This is a genomic window from Bradyrhizobium sp. Kon10, assembly GCF_055807395.1.
This window is the reverse complement of the sequence record NZ_JBVVOZ010000020.1, coordinates 66,513-87,666: the sequence shown is the minus strand read 5'-3', so window position 1 is coordinate 87,666 and position 21,154 is coordinate 66,513. Positions and strand designations below refer to the sequence as shown.

18 protein-coding genes and 1 pseudogene are annotated in these 21,154 nt (G+C 61.5%); 11 read left to right on the top strand and 8 right to left on the bottom strand.

Going from position 1 to position 21,154, the window contains the following annotated elements:
* Positions 1-9 precede the first annotated feature (9 nt).
* From AC0L2O_RS24990 to AC0L2O_RS24975, 4 genes are all read left to right on the top strand, one after another.
* Entirely contained in the window at positions 10-1,905 is a 1,896-nt protein-coding gene (locus AC0L2O_RS24990) for an AMP-binding protein (protein ID WP_473371574.1), read from the top strand.
* Positions 1,906-2,780: 875 nt separating this feature from the next.
* Complete coding sequence (locus tag AC0L2O_RS24985) at positions 2,781-3,509, top strand: LuxR family transcriptional regulator (protein WP_473371604.1); 729 nt, start codon at positions 2,781-2,783, stop codon at positions 3,507-3,509.
* Between the two features lie 83 nt (positions 3,510-3,592).
* Positions 3,593-4,225: an acyl-homoserine-lactone synthase gene (locus AC0L2O_RS24980; protein WP_473371573.1), complete on the top strand. Its 633-nt coding sequence runs from the start codon at positions 3,593-3,595 to the stop codon at positions 4,223-4,225.
* A gap of 82 nt (positions 4,226-4,307) precedes the next feature.
* Positions 4,308-5,267: a LysR family transcriptional regulator gene (locus AC0L2O_RS24975; protein WP_473371572.1), complete on the top strand. Its 960-nt coding sequence runs from the start codon at positions 4,308-4,310 to the stop codon at positions 5,265-5,267.
* On the opposite strand, the gene AC0L2O_RS24970 is transcribed toward AC0L2O_RS24975, so the two are convergent.
* The 4 genes and pseudogenes from AC0L2O_RS24970 to AC0L2O_RS24955 all read right to left on the bottom strand — a co-directional run bounded on the left by AC0L2O_RS24970 (position 5,234) and on the right by AC0L2O_RS24955 (position 7,855).
* On the bottom strand, positions 5,234-5,479 hold the full coding sequence (locus tag AC0L2O_RS24970) for a DUF2274 domain-containing protein (RefSeq protein ID WP_473371571.1): 246 nt from the start codon (positions 5,477-5,479) through the stop codon (positions 5,234-5,236). The genes AC0L2O_RS24975 and AC0L2O_RS24970 overlap by 34 nt on opposite strands.
* Positions 5,480-5,483: 4 nt before the next feature.
* Positions 5,484-5,918 (bottom strand): annotated as a pseudogene (locus AC0L2O_RS24965) (TraB/TrbI/VirB10 family type IV secretion system protein); the annotation flags it as partial.
* 203 nt (positions 5,919-6,121) lie between these two features.
* Complete coding sequence (locus AC0L2O_RS24960; RefSeq protein WP_473371570.1) at positions 6,122-6,790, bottom strand: ParB/Srx family N-terminal domain-containing protein; 669 nt, start codon at positions 6,788-6,790, stop codon at positions 6,122-6,124.
* 108 nt (positions 6,791-6,898) lie between these two features.
* The gene (locus AC0L2O_RS24955; protein WP_473371569.1) at positions 6,899-7,855 is read right to left on the bottom strand and encodes an ArdC family protein; all 957 of its coding nucleotides are present in this window, start codon (positions 7,853-7,855) and stop codon (positions 6,899-6,901) included.
* Positions 7,856-9,244: 1,389 nt separating this feature from the next.
* Here AC0L2O_RS24955 and AC0L2O_RS24950 point away from each other — a divergent pair.
* A complete protein-coding gene (locus AC0L2O_RS24950; RefSeq protein ID WP_473371568.1) occupies positions 9,245-10,546 on the top strand; it encodes a hypothetical protein in 1,302 nt (433 codons plus the stop codon).
* Positions 10,547-10,594: 48 nt separating this feature from the next.
* On the opposite strand, the gene AC0L2O_RS24945 is transcribed toward AC0L2O_RS24950, so the two are convergent.
* The gene (locus AC0L2O_RS24945) at positions 10,595-11,377 is read right to left on the bottom strand and encodes an enoyl-CoA hydratase/isomerase family protein (RefSeq protein ID WP_473371567.1); all 783 of its coding nucleotides are present in this window, start codon (positions 11,375-11,377) and stop codon (positions 10,595-10,597) included.
* 126 nt (positions 11,378-11,503) lie between these two features.
* On the bottom strand, positions 11,504-13,594 hold the full coding sequence (locus AC0L2O_RS24940; RefSeq protein WP_473371566.1) for a molybdopterin oxidoreductase family protein: 2,091 nt from the start codon (positions 13,592-13,594) through the stop codon (positions 11,504-11,506).
* A gap of 235 nt (positions 13,595-13,829) precedes the next feature.
* Between AC0L2O_RS24940 and AC0L2O_RS24935 the strand changes: the two genes are divergently transcribed.
* Positions 13,830-14,528, top strand: a complete 699-nt coding sequence (locus AC0L2O_RS24935; RefSeq protein ID WP_473371565.1) for a molybdate ABC transporter substrate-binding protein — start codon at positions 13,830-13,832, stop codon at positions 14,526-14,528.
* 12 nt (positions 14,529-14,540) lie between these two features.
* Here the strand turns inward: AC0L2O_RS24935 and AC0L2O_RS24930 are convergent, their stop codons facing one another.
* Positions 14,541-15,347, bottom strand: coding sequence for an SDR family NAD(P)-dependent oxidoreductase (locus tag AC0L2O_RS24930; protein WP_473371564.1), 807 nt, complete (start codon positions 15,345-15,347; stop codon positions 14,541-14,543).
* Positions 15,348-15,713: 366 nt separating this feature from the next.
* Here AC0L2O_RS24930 and AC0L2O_RS24925 point away from each other — a divergent pair, with 366 nt between their 5' ends.
* The 5 genes from AC0L2O_RS24925 (at position 15,714) to AC0L2O_RS24905 (ending at position 20,284) form a co-directional block, all read left to right on the top strand.
* Complete coding sequence (locus tag AC0L2O_RS24925) at positions 15,714-16,457, top strand: GntR family transcriptional regulator (protein ID WP_473371563.1); 744 nt, start codon at positions 15,714-15,716, stop codon at positions 16,455-16,457.
* 53 nt (positions 16,458-16,510) lie between these two features.
* On the top strand, positions 16,511-17,503 hold the full coding sequence (locus AC0L2O_RS24920) for a TRAP transporter substrate-binding protein (protein ID WP_473371562.1): 993 nt from the start codon (positions 16,511-16,513) through the stop codon (positions 17,501-17,503).
* 79 nt (positions 17,504-17,582) lie between these two features.
* Positions 17,583-18,098, top strand: a complete 516-nt coding sequence (locus AC0L2O_RS24915) for a TRAP transporter small permease (protein WP_369722471.1) — start codon at positions 17,583-17,585, stop codon at positions 18,096-18,098.
* 16 nt (positions 18,099-18,114) lie between these two features.
* Positions 18,115-19,404: a TRAP transporter large permease gene (locus AC0L2O_RS24910; protein ID WP_369722469.1), complete on the top strand. Its 1,290-nt coding sequence runs from the start codon at positions 18,115-18,117 to the stop codon at positions 19,402-19,404.
* Between the two features lie 103 nt (positions 19,405-19,507).
* Positions 19,508-20,284, top strand: a complete 777-nt coding sequence (locus AC0L2O_RS24905; protein ID WP_473371561.1) for a cyclase family protein — start codon at positions 19,508-19,510, stop codon at positions 20,282-20,284.
* Positions 20,285-20,294: 10 nt separating this feature from the next.
* On the opposite strand, the gene AC0L2O_RS24900 is transcribed toward AC0L2O_RS24905, so the two are convergent.
* A complete protein-coding gene (locus AC0L2O_RS24900) occupies positions 20,295-21,023 on the bottom strand; it encodes a Crp/Fnr family transcriptional regulator (protein ID WP_473371560.1) in 729 nt (242 codons plus the stop codon).
* Positions 21,024-21,154 lie beyond the last annotated feature (131 nt).

The window sequence follows — 21,154 nt, the reverse complement described above, 5'->3', positions numbered from 1 at the left end:
AGGCGCAGCGTGAAGTTCGACTTTCCCTTTCGGTCGTTGTCCGACGTCGAGCGCTTTGAAGGAGAGAAGACGCTCGAGGAGAGGTGCCCGTGGCGCAGCGTCTATGATGTCTTTTCGTACGCGGCCGATCGATTTGGCGATGCTCCTGCTCTCTCCGTCATCGAGACGGGCGAGCAGGACGAAGCACCGCGCGACGTCTCGTATCGAAAATTGCTCGAGGGTATCACCCGCGCGGCCAATTTTTTCCATGACATCGCAGGTGCGGGCGGAGGCATCGGCATCATGCTTCCGCATCTTCCGGAGACGCATTTTGTTCTGTGGGGAGCGGAGACCGCCGGATATGCCCTGCCGATCAATTTTTTGCTGCAGAGCGCTCATATCGCAGACCTTCTTCGCGCCGCCGAGGTGAAGGTCCTGGTGGCGCTCGGCCCCTCGCCGCAATCCGAAATCTGGGAGAAGGCATTGGCCGTCGTCCGGCTGCTGCCGGAAGTGAAGCTGGTGCAGGTCTCGCCGCACGAAAGCATGGTGCAGGGCGGTGCTTCGCATTTCGCGGCGTCGATCGATCGATATTCCGGCAGCCAATTGGATTTCGACCGTCCGCGAACAGGCGACGATGTCGCCGCCTATTTCCATACGGGCGGCACCACCGGTGCTCCAAAGCTTGCGGCGCACACGCATCGCAACCAGATCGTCGCATCGTTCGGGGGGGCGTCGATGCTTCAATACGCGAGCACGGATGTTCTCACCCACGGATTGCCGCTGTTCCACGTGGCAGGCACGATCGTTTTCGGGCTGGCGTTCTTCATGGCGGGAGGGCGCATCCTGCTGCTTTCGCCGGCAGGCTTCCGAAATCCCCGCATGATCAAGAATTTCTGGAGGATCTGCGATCGCTACGGTGCCACCATCCTGGGCGGCGTACCCACCGTACTCACCGCGTTGCTCGACGTTCCGCTCGAGAATGCAGACCTTTCGAGGGCTCGCCTAGCGATTACCGGCGGGTCGTCATCCCCGAATTCGATGATCGAGAGGTTGGAGCAGAAGACCGGCCTCAAGGTGCATGACGTATTCGGAATGACGGAGTGCGGCGGATTGGCAGCTATTGCGCCCGCGGCTGCCGACCCTGCCCTCGGCTCCGTGGGATTTCGCCTGCCGTACACGAACGTCGCTGTAAGGAAGCTCCTTCCGGACGGAACGCTTGGGGCGCGATGCGCAACCGACGAGGTTGGGGTACTTACCATCGCCGGTCCCAGCGTTTCGCCGGGATATAAGGGTATCGTCGCGGATGACACGATCCGCGAGGGAGTGTTAAGCAGCGGCGATCTCGCCTACTCCGACGAGAAGGGACGACTTTTCATCGCGGGTCGGTCCAAAGACCTGATCATCCGGAGTGGTCACAACATCGATCCACGGACCATCGAAGAAGTGCTATCGCGGCATCCCGCGGTCTCGCTGGCGGCGGCCGTGGGACAGCCCGACAGGTACGCGGGAGAGCTTCCCGTCTGCTACGTCAGTCTGAAGCCTGGCATGAAGGCGACGGTCGAGGAGCTACGCGCCTTCGCCGAACCGCTGATTCCAAAACGGCCCGCCTGGCCGAAGCGATATCATCTCGTGACGACCATCCCGGTGACGGGAGTAGGCAAAATCTTCAAGCCCGAATTGCGGATCGATGCTCTCCGCCGTTTCGTCGTGGAGACGCTCGAGGCCGCCGTCGGCGAACGGGAGGTCGGCGTGGTGGTCTCGGCCGGAGGCAAACGGGGGATGTCCGTCGAAGTCACCGTATCGGCCCTGGACCATGCCCTAACACAGACGCTCGCCCATCTGCTCGAGGGCCACAAATCGATTTCACGATTTTGGTGCGGGACGACAAGCCAGCGCCCCGAAAGTCAATCTGAGTTCGCAGAGTAAGACAAGTCGGCGGCGGTTTGCCCCCCAGGCCGGGGGATCGGCTTGCAAATTTGCAAGCCGATCGACAGCCAAGCGCCGCTTGTGATGATGCAGTGCAAATCGCAGCCGGTCACGCGGTGCGGAATCCGGTCGCCGCTGCCGGCGCATTGCATTCTCGATGTCCGGGGTCGCTTCCGCTTGAATCGCAGCCAGTCAGGGAGGAACGGACGATGAATCTTGTTGAGTCACGAATCGTCGCTTCTTCGGAATCCTCATCGCGACACATCAACCTGACGACTTTTCGCTAGAGGATCGACAATGCGCGACAAGATTTAGCCGGTTTTTTCGGGATCGAGTTCGCGAATTGATTTGTCAAAGCAGAACAGCGCTCCTCCGCGCGCAGGGCTCACGCGGTAATTCAAGGGACTCGACCACGTTCAGGTGGTCTCCGGTTATTTGTTATTTCCATCCCTGCGCCAGACATGTGTAAATTCGATCGGCCCGCCCGCAACTTGGCGTCCGTCGAAAACGTCGTCAATGGAATTTACAGAATGCGACACTATCGCTTTCGTTGCCCACATTGCCTACGCGATTAGCCCCTCAGAGAAACGCCTCTCGATTGGCCTCGTATCGCGAATCGTCGCCGCCTAGTGACCCGTTAGCAACGACGTCTTAATTTGTGGAGTGAAGCAGGCCCGACTGGATACTCGCCGAATATTCATCACTGAGTTGAATTTAATTCCCCGTTCACTCGCAATGCGCACGTTGCTTTCAACAGGCTAAGTCGGCAAAGTGGTTGCGTGTTCAGCTAGATTAGAATGCGTGCTTCGCCGAACTCAAAATAAGCACGAACCTGACATTACGCGAAACTTATGAGAAATACGGCAGATCTCGGATTGCATCGCATATTCCAGAATTTCATCGATCTCCTATCGATAGCAGATGATCCTCAGGACTTTTCCAAAGCCATGGCGGACACGGCCACCGCCCTGGATCTATCCTGTTTTGCTTACCTAGCCTTTCAACGAGCAGAGAAAGAGGAGCCTCGCCTAGTCTCCACTTATCCCTCGCGATGGACGGCTCATTATTTGCGGAATCGCTATCAAACCATCGATCCCGTCATCAAAGAGGCGCTTCAGACCGCCGAACCCTTTCGATGGGGAATCGATTTCCGGGCGAAATCTACTTCGATGGCGCAGCAGCAACTCTTCGACGAGGCTGCACAGTTCGGAATTCGAGTTGGCTTTACTGTCCCAATTCACGACGGGCACGGTCCAGTCGCCGCACTGACGTTTGCCACTGACGAAGCACGGCCGCGATTTGAACATTTCGCCGATACACATGGTCGAGTTCTTCAGCTCATAGCGATGTACTTTCACGCCCATGTCCGCCGCAAGCTAATGAACGAATTTGGCGTGCATGGAATACGCTTATCGCGGCGCGAATTCGAATGCCTGGAATGGGCTTCACGAGGGAAAAGTGCCTGGGAGATCGGATGCATTCTCGGTATCTCGCGCAACACAGCTGCATCCTACTTAGAAAACGCAAAGAAAAAGCTAGGCGTTCGCACGATCGCGCAAGCGGTGACGTATCTAGCCGCTGCTAACAAAAGAAAGCAGAATTAGGACGCACGCCCCCTACAACTTCAGGTAATGACTCACATCAATAACCTCGCTTCAAAGGAATGATGAACACCTTTGGAGGGATTATGATTCAGCTCATCACGCCACCTTTGTATTGGGAGTTTTCCGGCACTCTCGTTGAAATGCATCAGCTACGCTATCGCGTTTTCAAGCTTCGCATGGCATGGGACGTTCAAACCAGCGGGGACATGGAGGTCGATGATTTTGACGCATTGACTCCTATCTACCTGGTGCAGAGATCTCATAGCGGCGAAGTGCAAGGCTCCGTTCGGCTCCTCCCAAGCGTCGGCCCGACCATGCTTCGCGACACCTTTCCCGCGCTGCTTGAACTTCAACCAGCGCCTTCAGCCCCTCAGATTTGGGAAAGTAGTAGATTTGCAATTGATGTTGCTGCCGACGCACCCAAAGGAGATCACGGCATCGCCCGCGCGACCTATGAACTGTTTGCAGGAATGGTCGAGTTCGGGATTTCCCGGCAACTCACCGATATCGTCACTGTCACCGACGTCAGAATGGAACGAATCCTTCGGCGAGCCGGCTGGCCCCTGCGACGCATCGGCAATCCCGCCAGAATTGGCAATACCCTGGCCGTGGCCGGCTACCTTGCGATCTCGGATGAGATTCTTTCCAACCTTCGTAGGGCTGGTGGTCTTTCGGCGCCGGCTCTTTGGGCGCCAGTAATCTGCGCGGCTGCCTAGAACCACACACCAACCATGAGCCATACGTCCCCGCGTAGAGCGGGGACGCCGTTCCTTGACGATTGTTGCAGGGCCAGGAAACATGAGCGAAGTTGAAACTGGGAACAATTCGCGGGTCGCAGCGCGAGCCATCGATCTGCAGCAACTTCGACTCGCTGTTGCTGCTTGCGACTATGGGAGCTTTCGTCGAGCCGCCGATGCACTGTCGATTAAGCACACCGCCTTCAGCCGATCCATTGGCCAGCTTGAGCATCTTATTGGGACTTCTCTCTTTAAGCGATCGAGCGGGGGAATCAGACCAACTGTCGCGGGCCGAGCGGCCCTGCGGATTGCACGGCTGATACTGGACCAAGTGGACACACTTGTCGAAACGGGAATATCGGGGGGTCGCGGCGAATCCGGTCACCTCACGATTGGCCTTTGTACGTCCATTTCCACCGGGAATTTGCGAGCTAGCTTAGGGGAGTTCAGGACGCGGCTCCCGCAGGTCGAATTGGCAACGGCAGAACGTTCTCGCCTTCGCCTGATGACCGCACTTTGCGGCGGGACTGTCGATGTGGTGATCAGCCCCGGACGTCTGCTTTCGAAAAACACCAGAACACTGCCGCTCTGGAGCGAACGCATTCTGATCTCGTTGCCACAGGATCACGGCCTGGCAGCACGCGAGATTGTTTATTGGACCGATCTGCGCAATGAAACAATTCTATTAAGCCGGTATGATCCGGGACGAGAGCTTGAGGATCTGTTGATCTCGAAGCTCGTACTGCCCGAGGACCGTCCGAGGATTGAACGTCATGACGTTAGCCGAGGCATCATCAAGAGCCTGGTCAGTATGGGCATGGGGCTTAGCCTCGTGATGGAATCGGATATAGGAGCGAGCTTCGCCGGCTTGGTTTATCGAGAATTGCAGGACGGAACGGGACCAAGCCGGTTGGACTTCTATGCGCATTGGTGCGATCACAATGAAAATCCGGTCCTGAGGCGTTTCCTCAACCTCTTAGCAGAACGCTATCCCTCTCCTTCGCCGGCTCTCGGGATGTGACCTGCTCGTCTCGCCTTTGCAAATCCACGGTCCGTGGCCATAAATCGCGCCAGCATTGGCGCGATTAGCCTTGCCGGATCGATGGGCTGTCCACTTTCGCGTGCCAAAGCTTCTGCATAGGCGACGAGATCCCGATGAACTGATGCTGGAAGCTCAGTGGTGACCTTGACCGGCTTGTCGGCGGGCAACGCTCCTATTTTGAGCTTGGGCATGGCATTATCCTCCGTATGGCGCAAGGATGAGGTCGCGGTTGACGAGAACGCGAACTGGGAAACCAGGTCGTACAGTCAAAGTAGGTTGAATATTGAGGCTGCGCCGAACCACCTGCTGTCCAGTCTGGTTTAGCGAGTCGGAGGCGCCATGCCGCAATGCCTGGATGATGGCACTGTCGTTGCTATTGGTGTCGGACCCCGCACCTATTTCTGTCCCGACGGCCAAGAACGTCGACAGCGTGGCCGCCTTGAACAGCTCACCCCAATGATTGTCGACCTGGTCTTCGAGCCCCGCGTAGCCTGCGCTGTCAGCGCCAGGCTGCCGCTCCAGAACGATGGAACGTCCGTTCGGCATGATAAGCCGGGTCCAGACCAGCAGCACTCGCGACTGGCCGAACGAAACCTGGCTATCATAATTACCGATCAGCTTCGCTCCTTGGGCGGTTGCGGCGTCGGTCCACTTGCCGGCCCGCCCCTTCGGCGACTCCTGGAGCCGCACAAATAGCGAGCGGCCCGGCGTGTTGTGCACGTCGCCGACAACCCAGTAACGTCCCGCCCGCTTACCATTGGAGAGATAGTGTCGGCACACCGCCTCGGCCTCGCGCGCGAGGTGGCGTGCCAGTTCGGAAGCATCGCGAGACATCACGCGGCTTCCGGCTCACTGATGCGCGCAACCGGGTAGCTGTCGAGCACCTTCGACAGGATCTCGACGCCACTGGCGTCCGCCGGCACGAACATGCGCAGCTTCCAGGAGATGATCTCTCCGAAGAGGCCGTAGACCCGCAAGCGATCGCACATCGCGTCCTTGAAACCTGACAGCTCGATACGGTGCGCGCCCATTACCCGGGCTCGGCGAAGCTGGAACGTCCCGGCAAGCTCGAGCATGGTCCGCCCCTCCATGAGCGCGGCAAAGGCAGCGTCCGGCGTCAACGTCGGCGCGTCTGCCGCAACTCCGTTCGCGACCCAGGTCGCCGAGACCTTGCGGCCGATGATCCGCTCGCCCGCGTCGGGCACGACACAAGGAACCGATTGCGTCTTCGCCATGCGCTTCTGCTTTACGAGAAGTTCCAGCGCACGATAACGCCTGGCACCGGCCGGCACCTCGAACATGCCGGTCTCCTTGCCTTCGGCGTCCACGACCGCCCGCACATTGAGACTCTGCAGGACCGTATGTTGCGCGATGCTTTCGGCAAGTTGCTCGACGGAAATGCCCGCCTTCACATGCCGGACGTTGGACTGGCTGAGGACCAGTTTGTTGAACGGAACGTCACGTGAGGGGAACACCGTGATGTTTTGGACGGCCTTCGTCATATCGATTCTCCACGACGGGCGGCCGGAAGCCTCTCTCTCGACCTCCAACCCGTCGCGAACACCGCCGCTCCCCTCTCACTCTCTTGTTCGAGGCAACATGTGAGAAACTCACGCCACCTCCTGCTCCGCTCTCTCGGTCGTCATGTCGACAGTCACTTCCGGCAGGAAGCCAAGGAGATAATCCGCTACCTTGCTGGCCTGCGAAGCAGCTCGCACGATCGCGCGATTGTCCTCTCGCAGCACCTCCAGCCAGGAGCCGATATAGTCGGCGTGCCGCACCGTCGGCACGATGCCGAGCGAAGCGCAACTGAACGCAGACGAGATTTCCGCAACCAACTCCTCGAAGGCATACTTCCTGCTGCCAAAGCTGCCCGACAAGTCGCGGTTGAGACGCGCCGGATGGCCGCTGGCATGCGCCAGCTCGTGCAAGGCCGTTCGATGCCAATTGATCGGTTCGAAATACACTTGCGGTGGCGGCACCTGCACATAATCTTCTGTCGGCGCATAGAAGGCGCGGTTACCGCCGATGCGGAAGTCGATGCCGGTCTCCTTGATCAGGTATTCGACCTGCGGCTTGATCAGGCCTGGCGGCGGGGGCGGCGCCGTTCTTGCAATCTCTGCAGGCAGGCCATCGCATTGATCACTGTTGAAGACCGTGAAGCGCTTGAGGAATGGAATGGCCTGCGCTTCCTCACCGTTCTCGCTCGCGCGGCGCTTTTCGTCGACCGGCACAAAGCGGTCGGCATAGACGACGGTGGTGCCCCGCTCGCCCTTGCGGACGTGACCACCGAGCGCCAGCGCTTGGCGGAAGGTGAGCCAGCTCTGCCCTGTAAATCCGTGTTCGGTCGCGGCCCCCCAGAGAATGAGAACGTTGATGCCACTGTATTGGCGGCCGGTGGCCACGCTTCTCGGCATGGCCAAGGACGCCTTCGCCGAAGCGCCGCCCCAGGGCTGCACCCACGGCACTCGGCCAGCCTCCAGTTCGGCGATGATCTTGTTGGTGATGTCGTCATACAGGCTTGCCCGGTCCTCACAGGTGCGCGCCTGAGGATAATGTCTCGTCATCGCGGATCTCCGCGACGGGCGCCGCGAGCCTCTCCCGCAGCCTGTAACCCGTCACGGCAAAACCGCGCCGACACTCTGACTCTCGCCTCTACCCGAGAGGATGCGACATCTGCGACGCAGTCCGCCTTCCATCGGGTGTTCATGGGAATTGCTTTGAGCTACCTAGGGCCGCAGGCCCGACCAGGCGTGCGCCAGGGGCGCATCGCCTCAACGGAAATGGCACCCGGAGAGCGTGAGCATAGCGACCCGAAGGGGCACGCGGGTCCGAGTGCAGCGACGAGACCGGTTTAACAGCGGCACCCGGGAACGGGGCAGTGATAGCGATCGCCGCAGGCGAGCCCCTTTTCCGAGTGCCCCCGGCGAGGAGCTCCGCATCCCCTTTGCGCGAGGGATCGACGCCGGATGGCCGAGACGCAAAGCGGCTCGGTTCACGAGAGCCCGATGCGGCGAAAGCCGCACGCGCCGTACCGGAACGAACAGGCCTTCCATCGACGGCACAGACCGACCGGAATGGGCGGTGATCCCTGCCCAACAAGCCACGTGAGCATCAGGTCGAGGGCAACGAGCGTGTCCGCGTCATCAGGTTCGTCGTGATCGAGGGGCTGTTTCGCAACCGTGCAGTCAAACACAGGCTGCGACGCTGAGCACGTGGGCGAGATAGCCAGGCATCGATGAGAGCCGTTCTGCCACAGAGCCCGCATCCAAATTCCGACAGCGTAAGTCCTTCCGATACCTTCAATGCAAGTTCATGAGCGAATCTGTCGGATGGGCCATTGATTATGCATCTGAAGCCGTTGCCTGACTGCCAGCGGCTCCAGGCGACGACGCCGCACCAAGAGGATTGGCTATTCTTAGCCGTGGGGTTGCATGGATCAGAACTGGTTCTCCTCGAGTCCTGCGCTCCAAGGCCTCCCTTTCGCGCGCTAATCCGGCCGATCACCGCCAGGTCGCCCTGCGCAGTACAGAGCACAAAAGTTTCATCGTAAAAGGCTTGGCATAAACCGCCCCAGCTCTCCCCGCGGACCATAAGGCGAGAGCTATCTGGATCCTTAAGATCGGACGACGTTCGCCTGCACACTCAGCTCTTATGTCATCCAGCGGTCAACCAGTGAGATCACACCGGCCAATTTCATCGCGCCCCGCGCTGCCTGCCCGCTATCCGCCCGCGGGGACCTGGCCGGCCATGATGAGAGCGGACATGGCCGCAGCCTACCTGGACTTTCGGGACACAAGCGAACTCGCGCGCGCAATCGGTCGAGGAGACGCACCGCCGCCCGCCGGTTATCGGGGAACAGGACGGCTGCGGCAGCCAGTTTGGTCAAAGGCCATGATGGACCAGTTCGTAGCCCCTATCGCGACAAGCGATCTTGGACAATCGGAGGACCTCGTATGTCTGGTATGACGGTATTTGACGCCGCACCAAAGCTTCCTCGATATTGTCGGCGAAAATTATTAGCTAACAATAGGATGGCATATTATTTTGAACCGCCAAGCTGGGCTCGTCGAGAGGGCTGCGATTTACGCCCTGAAGCGTTAGGGAGCGACTACACCAGTGCCGTCGAGCGGGTGGAAAACCTTTTGCTGCCCGCATTCGACAGTTGGCGCTCACAAGGTTTAAGCGACATGAGGCCGGTCGCACCGGCGCCAGGCACGTTCGATTGGCTGGTCGGCATCTTCCAAGCCCATCAGAAATGGGACGATCTCGACAGCAACACTCAACGTCAGTACCGCTACAACCTCGCACTGGTCGCCAATCATAAGTTGAAAGATGGAAGTCGGGTGGGGTCGAAGCAATTGTCCGACTTCACGAAAGCCTTCGTCGACGCACTTTATCGCAAGCTACTAATCGTAACGAAAGTGAACAGCAATGGAGATATGATCGTCCGCGAGCGCCGTCGCTACGCATTTGTTGCAATGGCGTGCTGCCGGCGCGCTTGGTTCGTAGGCCAGCGTGCTGAGGAAAAATTGGTGCCGGCGAGCAATCCATTTTCACGGATGGGACTAAGATCCCGTGCGCCGGGACAACCGATACGGCCCACACCAACGGCTACTTGGGATGAACTTGTCGCCTTCAGAGCTGCGGCAATAAGGCTCGACTATCGCGCAATCGCAACGGCGGCTTTGTTGACATGGGAGTGGTTGCAACGCGCGCAGCACGTGTTCGGCGCATTCGACATTTCGCACTATCGGCCAAGCGAGCGGCCAAACAGCGTCAGGATCGTGCATCCAAAGAATGGCGAGGAAGCCTGGTGGCCTCTATTCGACGAAACAGGCACCGCGCTCTTTCCTGAGCTTATGGACGAGCTTGACGAGATTAAGAAGGCCACGATGTCGGGCCTGGTATTCCGACGTGACCATGCGCATCGTCGATCGGCAACCCCGCTTCCATGGATTACCCCACGCAAGGACCTGCGCTATCTGCGTAACGTGGTAAGGAAGATAATCGCAGAGGCTGGACTCCGTCGGGAACTTTCGTTTACTTCGTTCCGGCACGGAGGATTCACCGAAGGTGCCGACAGCGATCTCACGGACGCGGAGTTGCGCGCTGCTGGCCGCCATAGATCAAACCGCCAACTCCCAACCTACGCCAAGCGCACCGGGAAGCAGTTGATCACGGCCACAAAGAAGCGACGTGAGGAGCGAACAAGATCACTCCTCGTTCGATTAAACGCTACTCCTCACTCGGACTAAGGCCGGCATGGGCGACTGCAGCATCCGTAGCGGCGCCGAAAAGAGCACCTATTGTCCTGTCCAGGACGGCTTGCGCTTCTCGCTGAACGCTTTCAGCCCTTCCTTGGCGTCCTCGGTCATGGCAAGCAGCGCGATCTGGCTTTCGGTGTAGGCGATGCTCTCGTCGAACGACATCGCGGCGATGGCGCGCATCGCGTACTTGCCGCGGCGGATCGCGGTCGGTGACTTGTCGACGATGCGGCTGATCAGCCAGTCGACCTTGGCATCGAGCTCGGCCTTGGGCACGACGTAATTCAGAAGGCCTGCGGCCTGCGCCGTTGTTGCATCGAACGGCTCGCCCGTGAGCGCCCATTCATTGACCAGCCGTCGCGGCGCGATCGCCTGCAACAGGCTCAGCACCTGCATCGGAAACACGCCGACCTTCACCTCCGGCAGTCCGAACACGACGTGATCGGCGGCGACCGCCATGTCGGTCATGCAGAGCAGCCCCATGCCGCCGGCCATGCAGACGCCGCCGACCCGGGCGATCGCGGGCTTGGTCGCGTTCTGGGACAACCGCAGCAGATCGGCATAGTCAACGTTTGGTTTGGAATGATCCATCGCGAATGCGGCGCCGGAGTTCTGCAGATCCGCGCCGGCGCAGAACGCCTTGTCGCCCGCGCCCGTCAGCACGATGACTCGGATGTCCTTGTCATCATGCGCATCGCGATAGCCCTTGCTGATACCGGCGATCACGTCGCCGTTCAGCGCGTTGCGCTTCTCGGGCCGATTGATGGTGATCCAGAACACCTGCCCGCGCTTCTCGGTGATGACGCTCGCTGTGTCGGTCATGACGTCGCTTCCTTGCTGCCGCTTTGCCGTCATTTGCGGCAGCTCCGGCGCGAGGTGCAAGGGCAATCTGCGGCGAGACGCCGCTTTAGCGCCTCGACACAAATTCAATGCGATCGAAGCGCGCGCTCAGGCCGCGACCGCTTTCCTGATCCAGACCTTGTTGTCGTGGAACGCGGCTCCGCCGATCGGCGCGACAGCCTCGGCGCCCGTCAGCATGTTGATGCCGCGGCCACCGATATGGTCCTTGTTCGGATGAACGGATTCGGCGATCAGCACCCCGCGCCGCACGCCCTCGAACAGCCTTGCGGTCAGCGTGGTCTCGCCACGGGTGTTGCCGAGCGTCACGGCGTCGCCGTCGGCGATGTCGAGCGCGGCGGCGTCCATCGGATGGATCATCACGCTCGCCCTGCCCTCGCGCGCCTGCGAGGACGGGGTCTCGTTGAAAGTGGTGTTGAGGAAGCTGCGCGAGGGGCTGGTCGCAAGCCGGAACGGATGGGCCTGGTCGGCGTGCTCGATCACGGCCCAATGGTCCGGCAGCGAGGGCATCTTGTCGAACTCGCCCATCATCAAGCCGAACGGCGGATTTGCCCAATCGGCCTTGAAATGGAATTTCTTGTCAGCGTGCGCGAAGCCGTCGAGGTAGTGCGCGGTGCGGAAATCCGGTTGCAGGTCGCGCCAGAGGTCGGCCTCGAGGCTGGCGATGTCGCCATGGCCGCTCAGCTTCAGCGTCGCGTCGATCAATTCGCGCGGCGTCATCTCGAAGCCCCGATGCCTGGCGCCAAGCCGCGGCGCCAGCGCTTGCAGGACCTGGTGGTTGGAGCGGCATTCGCCGGGCGGGTCGATCAGCTTGGGGCCGACCGAGATGTGCTGGTGGCCGCCGCCGTAATAGAGATCGTCGTGCTCCATGAACATGGTCGCGGGCAGCACGATGTCGGCCATCTGCGCCGTCTCGGTCATGAACTGCTCATGCACCGCAACGAACAGGTCCTCGCGCGCAAACCCCTGCCGCACCAGCGCCTGCTCCGGCGCGACCGTCATCGGGTTGGTATTCTGGATCAGCATCGCCTTGACCGGACCCTTGCCGTGCAAGGCCTCGGCATCGCCGGTGAGGATGCGGCCGATCTGCGACTGGTCGAGCGCGCGCGTGGTCTTGTCGATCGCGTCGTGGCCTTCGATGATGGATTCGTTGAAGTGCCACAGCGCGTAATTGTTGAAGAAGGCGCCGCCGCCTTCGTATTGCCAGGCCCCCGTCACCGCGGGGATGCAGTTCGCGGCATGCATCTGCGCCGCGCCGTTGCGCGAGCGGGTGAAACCGTAGCCGAGGCGGAAGAAGGTCCGCTTGGTCTGGCCGACCAGCCTGGCGAAGGCCTCGATCTCGGACACCGGCACTCCGGAGATCGCGGAGGCCCATTCCGGCGTGCGCGTCTTCAGATGCGCCTCGAACTCGGCCGGGCAATCGGTGTATGTGTCCATATAGGCGCGATCGGCATAGCCGTCGCGAAACAGGACATGCATGACGCCGCAGGCGAACGCGCCGTCGGTGCCGGGACGCAGGAGGATCTTGATGTCAGCCTGCTTCATGGTCTCGTTGTCGTAGATGTCGACCGCCGCGATTTTCGCGCCGCGCTCCTTGCGGGCACGCGCGGCGTGCGTCATCACGTTGACCTGCGTGTTGACGGGGTTGGTGCCCCAGATCACGATGAGGTCGGAGACGGCCATCTCGCGCGGATCGACGCCGGCGATCTTGCCGGTGCCGATCGCAAAGCCGACGCGCGCGACGTTGGCGCAGATGGTCGAATAGAAGCGCGAATATTTCTTCACATGCGCGAGGCGATTGAGACCGTCGCGCATCACCAGCCCCATCGTGCCGGCGTAGTAATACGGCCAGATCGACTCCGCACCGAACTCGCGCTCGGCCTGGTTGAAGCGATGCCCGATCTCGTCCAGCGCCTCGTCCCACGAAATGCGCGCGAACTGGCCGGAGCCTTTCGGGCCCGTGCGGCGCATCGGATGGATCAGCCGCTCGGGGTGATGAATGCGCTCGGCGTAGCGGGCGACCTTGGCGCAGACCACGCCGGCCGTGTAGGTCTGCTGCTTCGAACCACGGACGCGGCCGATGCTGCGGCCTTCGACCACCTCGATATCGAGGGCGCAGGCCGAGGGGCAATCATGCGGACAGGTGGAGTGGCGGATCTCGATCTTGGCGTGCTGGTTCATGGCCTGATTCGTAACACCAAAATACCAGCCAGCCGAGCGCATTTATCCGGCAATGCCCATGCGATTTGCTCAAGCCGCGCGCTCCGCCGGTTCCTGCCGCGGTCGCGAACACCGCACAACCACACCGCAAGCGGCCCGATATTCCAGCCTCCATCGACATTGTGAGCCGTCGACAGCCCGCGGGCCGCGTCGCTACAGTGCCGACCGCCAAGAACGATATCAGGGAGGCCGCATCGTGGACACGGTGAACATCCTCAGCGGCGGCGCGGCGCAAGGCCTCGTCCGCGGCCTCACCGAGGCCTTCCGGGCCCAGACCGGGTTCGCGATCGACGGTGAGTTCAGCGCGGTCGGCGCGATGGCGGACAAGTTGCGCGCGGGCGCGCCCGCCGATCTCATGATCCTGACGCAAGCGCTGATCGCAAGGCTCGCCGAGGAGAAGCTGGTCGTGGCCGCCTCGATCGCAGATGTCGGCCGGGTCGAAACCGCGCTGGCGGTTCGCAGCAATGATCCCAGGCTGACGGTCAGGACCGAATCCGATCTGCGCGACGTGCTGCGAGCCGCAGATGCGATCTTCGTCCCTGATATCAAGGCTTCGACCGCGGGCAGGCACGTTGCAAAAGTCCTGGATCAGCTCGGCATCGCCTATGAGCTCGCTTCGCGCCTCAAGATCTTTTCGGACGGCGCGACCGCGATGCGGGAATTGGCGGCATCCGCTGCGCAAAGGCCGATCGGCTGCACGCAAGCGACCGAGATCGTCGCCACCGAGGGTATCGCACTGTTTGGGCCGCTGCCGCCCGGATATGAACTCGTCACGATGTACACGGCCGGGATAACCGAGCGCGCCGCGCATCCGAAGCAGGCGGCCGCGCTGGTCGCGCTACTGGCCGGCGCAGACCAGAGAGAGCTGCGCCAGCGCGTGGGCTTCGCCGGCTAGAGCCGGATCGCCCTAGTTGCTCATCTGGGTGAGCCCGGTCGGCGGACCATCGACGGCGGTCCAGCCGCCGTCGACGAACAGCGTGCTGCCGCTGACATAGCTCGCGGCGTCCGAGGCGAGATAGGCGACGGCGGTGGCGACCTCGTCGGCGCTGCTCCAGCGGTTGAACACGGTGTGGCCGGCATAGAGATTGTAGATGTCGGGGCGTTGCTTGAACGGGCCGGTCAGCGCCGTCTCGGCAATGCTCGGCGCGATCGCGTTGACGCGAACGCCGGAGCGGCCGACCTCGGAGGCGAAGCCCTTCACCAACAGGCCGATCGCGGCCTTGGTCGAGCCGTACACGGCAAGTCCGGGCTCGATGGTCACTGCGCGCACCGAGGAGCAAGCGATGATGCTGCCGCCCTTCTGTTCGACCATGATGCGGCCGAAGGCCTGAAAGAACCAGACGGTGCCCTTGACGTTGAGCGTGACGACGCGGTCGAGATCCTCCTCGGTGTAGTCGAGGATGGTCTTGCGGATGTTGAGCCCCGGCGTCGTCACGGCGATGTCGAGCCGAGAAAATTTCTGCATCACGGTTGTAGCCAGCGCCGTGACATCGGTAGCACTCGCAGCGTCGCACGCAGCCGCTTCTGCCCAGCCGCCGTTCTCGCGAATGCCGGCGGCGGTCGCTTCGGCCGCGTCGCGCGCACGATCGGCGCAGACGACGCGGGCACCGAGCGAGGCCAGCGCTTCCGCCGACGATTTGCCGATGCCCGATGCGGCGCCGAGCACGACCGCGCTCTTGCCGGTGAGATCGAAGAGCTTGCGATAGTCGGTCACGTTCTCATCCTTCCCATGGTTTCGAAGTCGGGTCGTAGCGCACTCGTCCTCGCCTGCGAAGACCGAGCAAGTGACGTGCTGGTGCCGTTGCGCCCGGTGATCAATTCAAAATCAGCATCAATCGATACCCCCTTCAACTTGGACTCGCCGCTCCGCGCCACCCTAGGAAGGCCGTGGGGAAATGGATTCAAGGAGGAAACGCATGAACGCGGAGCTATCCGCCGAACGCGACGAGGGCAGGTCTCTCATCACGCGTCGTGATCCGGCCAATCCTACCGCAGCGCACCATCGAGCAGATCTATCCAGTTGATCTTCTCTGAGATTTTCTCGTATACTAATATATCACTTTCAACGATAACCCTAAGCATGCCCGCGCGCACCACGAGGAAAGCCCAGGCCGTGCCCACGCCGGCCGCCATCAGTCCACGCCGCGGCAAGCCACCGCAGCGGGCGACGGCGTCGTCGCGGATTTACTCTGAACTGCGGAACGAACTGGTGTCGATGCGACGCCGGCCGGGTGAAGTGGTGTCGGAAGCCGAGATCGCGGTCACCTATGGCGTCAGCCGAACGCCGGTGCGCGAGGCGATCCTCAAATTATCCGACGAAGGCCTCCTCGACGTCTTCCCGCAATCGGGCATCTTCGTCTCTCGCATTCCGCTCGCCGCCTTGCCCGAAGCCATCATCATCCGCAAGGCGCTGGAAGAGACCACCGCGCGGCTTGCCGCCGAACGCGCCACCGCAAGCCAGATCCTGCAATTGCGGTCGATCGTCGAACGCCAGCGCGAGGCGGATGCGGCCGGCGACCGTGTCGCATTCCACCAGGCCGACGAGCTTTTTCATGCCGTCATCGCCGATATCGCGCGACATCCGGGAATCTGGACGTTGATCCAGCATGTGAAGGTTCACGTTGATCGCTATCGCCAATTGACCCTGCCGGTGGCCGGGCGCATGACCGAGGTGATCGCCGAGCACGAGCCGATCCTCGCGGCGATCGAGGCCCACGATCCGCAACGCGCGGGCATCGCCATGGAGCGGCATCTCGATCGGCTGCTGCTCGATATCTCTGAGACGCAACACACCAATCCGGAGTTTTTCGCCAGCACCGAATGACCGGACCACGGCCCGACAACGACACACACCAAAAGCAATGAGGGAGGACTACAATGAGACGTCGTGATTTCATCAAATTGAGCGCCGGACTTGGAGCAGCAACACTGGCTCCGATCTCGTCCGGCCACGCCCAGACCAAGGCCGTGTTCAAGGCCGCAGACGTGCAGCCGGTCGGCTATCCGACGGTCGCCGCCGTCGAGAGCATGGGCAAGAAGCTGGCTGAAGCGACCCAAGGCCGCCTCTCGATCCAAACCTATCCCTCCGCGCAGCTAGGCGCCGAGAAGGAGACGATCGAGCAGACCCAGATTGGCGCCATCCAGATGCTGCGCGTCAGTGCCGGCGCGGTCGGTCCGATCGTCGACGACATCAACGTCGTCAACATGCCGTTCCTGTTCAAGAACGTGGCGCAATCCTGGAAGATGATGGATGGCGACGTCGGCCAGGAGCTGCTGGCGAAGATCACGGCGAGCCCCAATGCCAATCTGGTCGGCCTGTGCTGGATGGATTCCGGCGCGCGCAGCTTCTACAACACCAAGCATCCGATCAAATCGATCGCGGACGTCAAGGGCCTGAAGCTTCGCGTCATCGGCAACCCGATCTTCATCGACATGGTCAACGCGCTCGGCGGCAACGGCATCGCCATGGGCTATGATCAGGTGTTCTCCTCGCTCCAGACCGGCGTGATCGACGGAGCCGAGAACAATCCGCCGAGCTACGTCTTCAGCAACCACTACACCGCGGCGAAATATTACTCGCTGACCGAGCACCTGATCATTCCCGAGATCCTCTGCTTCTCCAAGCGGTCCTGGACCGCGCTGTCGGCTGACGATCAGGCGCTGATCAAGAAGTTCGCGCGCGAAGCCCAGCTCGAGGAGCGCGAGCTCTGGAAGAAGTACGAGACGACGGCCATGGAGAAGGCCAAGGCCGCCGGCTGCGAGATCGTGGAGATCGCCGACAAGAAGCCATTCCAGGATGCGGTCAAGCCTGTCTGGGACAAGTATGGCCCGAAATACCAGGCCATGATCCAGCGTATCCAGGCGCTCTGAACGGAAAACCAAAGCGCGATGACGGGTCATCGCGCTTTGGCCCCGACAATCTGAACCACTGACAGAGCAGGAAACGCGGATGGCCGCACTGTTTCGCCGAGCGATGGACTATCTCTACCTCTTGTGCGTGATCGTCGGCTGCACCGCGCTGGTCGCGATCTCCGCAGTGATCCCGTGGGCGGTGTTCACGCGCTATGTGCTCAACAGTGCGGCTTCCTGGCCCGAGCCGACCGCGGTGCTGCTGACGATCGTGCTGACCTTCATCGGCGCTGCCGCCGGCTACCGGCTCAACCTTCACATGAGCGTCGCCTATTTCGCCAACAAACTCCCTCCCCCGCTGCAACGGGCCACAGAGATCCTGGTTCAGCTGCTCATGGCGCTGATCGCACTGTTCATGGTGATCTGGGGCGAACGTCTCGTCGAGGTCACCTGGTACAACACCATCCCCGACTTCCCGTCGCTGTCGGTCGGCGTCACCTATTTGCCGATCCCGATCGGCGGTGCCTGCCTGCTCCTGTTCGTGATCGAACGGATTTTCCTCGGCGTGCCGCCCGACCCGATCGGCAAGCATTCCGAAACCGCCCCCTTCGAGTGAGCCGGGAGTCATCGCAATGGACATTTTCATCCTCCTCGGCACGATGATCGCGTGCTTCCTGATCGGCATGCCGATCGCCTATTCACTGGCGATGGCGGCGATCGCCGGCGCGCTCTCGGTCGGCATTCCGCTGGAAGCCTTGATGCTGAAGATCTCGGATGGCGTCAGCAAGGTTGCGATGCTGACGATTCCGTTCTTCGTGCTCGCCGGCGCCATCATGGCCGAAGGCGGCATGGCACGGCGGCTGGTCGCCTTTGCCGACGTGCTGGTCGGCTTGACGCGCTTGCGTGGCGGACTCTCCATCGTCAACGTGCTGGCGACGACGTTCCTCAGCGGCATCTCCGGCTCGGCGGTGGCCGACACTTCGGCGATCGGCTCGGTGATGATCCCGCAGATGGAGAAGAACGGTTATCCGCGGGTGTTTGCGACCAACCTCACCATCTCGTCCTCGGTGCAGGCCCTGCTGGTGCCGCCGAGCCACAACGCGGTGCTGTATTCGCTCGCGACCGGCGGCACCATCTCGATCAGCGCGCTGTTCATGGCGGGTGTTTTTCCGGGCCTCTTGCTCGGCTTCTCGCTGATCGTGCTGTGTGTCGCGATCGCCTATCGCGAAGGTCATCCGCAGGGCCGCACTGTGCCGGCCAAGGAAGCGATCAAGATCACGATCGACGCGGCCTGGGGTCTGATCACGCTGGTCATCATCCTCGGCGGAATTTTGGGCGGCATCTTCACCGCGATCGAGGCCGGCGCTGTCGCCTGCATCTGGGCGTTCTTCGTCACCATGTTCGTCTATCGCGATTACAAATGGCGCGACCTGCCGGTGCTCCTGCATCGCACCTTGCGTACCGTCGCGATGGTGATGACGCTGATCGCCTGCGCGTCCGCTGTCGGCTACATCATGGCGCTGACGCAGATGCCGGCGAAGATGACGGCGTTCTTCCTGTCGATCTCCAGCAACAAATACGTCATCCTGCTGCTGCTCAACGTCCTGCTGCTGCTGCTCGGCACGCTGCTCGACATGGCGCCGTCGATCCTCATTGCGACGCCGATCCTCCTGCCGGTGATGCAGAACTTCGGCGTCGATCCCGTGCACTTCGGCATGATCATGCTGCTCAACCTCGGCATCGGCCTGTGCCACCCGCCGGTCGGCGCCATCCTGTTCGTCGGCTGCGCGGTGGGCAAGGTCTCGCTCGAAGAGGTGATGCGCAAGATCTGGCCGTTCTACGGCGTCATGCTGTTCGTGCTGATGCTCGTGACCTACCTGCCGGAGATCTCGCTCTGGCTGCCGCGCCACATACTGCGGTAAAACTCCTCGCGCCGGCGCGTCACTTGACGACGCCGGCGCAGCGCCCTCAAGATGCTCCAAACATGATGGAACATTTCGAGGAAACGCCCCGAGGAAACGCCCCATGTCGCGGAAGCTGATCGACATCTCCGTGCCGTTGCAGAACGACGTGCCAGCCGATCCGCCGGGCAATCACCCGACGATCCAGTATATCGACCATCAGCAGGGACTGCCGCGCATGCTGCAGTTCTTCGACGGTCTCAAGGCGGAGGATCTGCCGGACGGCCAGGGCTGGGCCGTTGAACAGGTATCGCTGTCGACGCATAACGGCACGCATCTCGACGCGCCCTGGCATTTTCATCCGACCATGAATCGCGGCGAGCGATCGTGGACCATCGACGAGGTGCCGCTGGACTGGTGTTTCCAGCCCGGCGTGAAGCTGGACTTCCGGCATCTGCCGGATGGTTACGTCGCCACCGCCGAGGACGTCGAAAAAGAACTCAAGCGCATCGGCCACACGCTCTCGCCGCTGGAGATCGTTGTCGTCAACACCAGTGCCGGGGCGAAATTCGGCCGGCCGGACTATGTCAATTCCGGCTGCGGCATGGGCTATGACGCGACCATGTACCTGCTCGACCGCGGCGTGCGGTTGACCGGAACCGACGGCTGGAGCTGGGACGCACCGTTCGTCTTCACGGCACGGAAATATGCCGAAACGAAAGATGCGGGCCTGATCTGGGAGGGCCACAAGGCGGGACGGCACATCGGCTATTGCCACCTCGAGAAGCTGCACGATCTCGACAAGCTGCCCTCGACCGGCTTCACGGTCTCGTGCTTCCCGGTGAAGATCGAGCGCGCCTCCGCGGGCTGGACCCGCGCGGTCGCGATCATCGACGATTAGGTGCGCGCGGTCAGTTGCCGTCGAGGCCGCTTTCGACGAGCTCTCGCAAAGCCTCGGTGTCGAGCACAACGATGGCACCATGCTCGAGACGAACCCAGTTGCGGCCGGACCACGCACGCAATTGTTTGTTGATGCTCTCGCGCGTCATCCCCACCATTTCGCTGATCTCCTGCTGCGTGATGGCGAGCGTGCCGCTGCCGGAGTCGAATTTACGCTCTTCGGTAAGACCGAGCAGCGCGCTCGCAAGCCGGCCCGGGAGATTCTGCAGGATCACCTGCTCGACCTGCTGGCTGGTCCAGCGCAGCCGGGCGCAAAGCAGCTCGATGAATTTCATCGCCAGCGCCGGCTGGCTCTTCACGAACGGCAGGAAGTCGCGACGGTCGATGATGTAGAGCTCGCAATTGGTGTTGGCGGTCGCGTCCGCCGAGCGCGGCGCACCATCGAGGACCGCGATCTCACCAAAGATCTCGCCGGGGCCGATCAGATTGAGAATGGCGTTTCGGCCGTCGGGCGAGGACGAGGATATCTTCACGGTGCCCGCGATCACCGCGAACAGATTGTTGCCCGGATCGCCTTTGGCGGCGATCGTCGCGCCGCGTTTGACCGTGGTGTGCTTGGCGTAGCGGCAGAGCTGGTCGAGCGCCTCCGGTTCCAGATCTGCGAATATCGGATGCTTGCGCAGCACCGATAATTTGTTGCCCGACGGCTGTCGGGGATCGCCGGTCTTGTCCTGAGGCACGCCGGGACTCCTAAGACTGCGAGGCAGTGGAGTTCCTGCGTAGTCAACGTTGCCGGGCTTTTCAACCGGAAAGCACAGACACGGTTTTAGGCAAGTGCCGCTAAAAAGCCGCGAATGCGCCGAGACGCCGC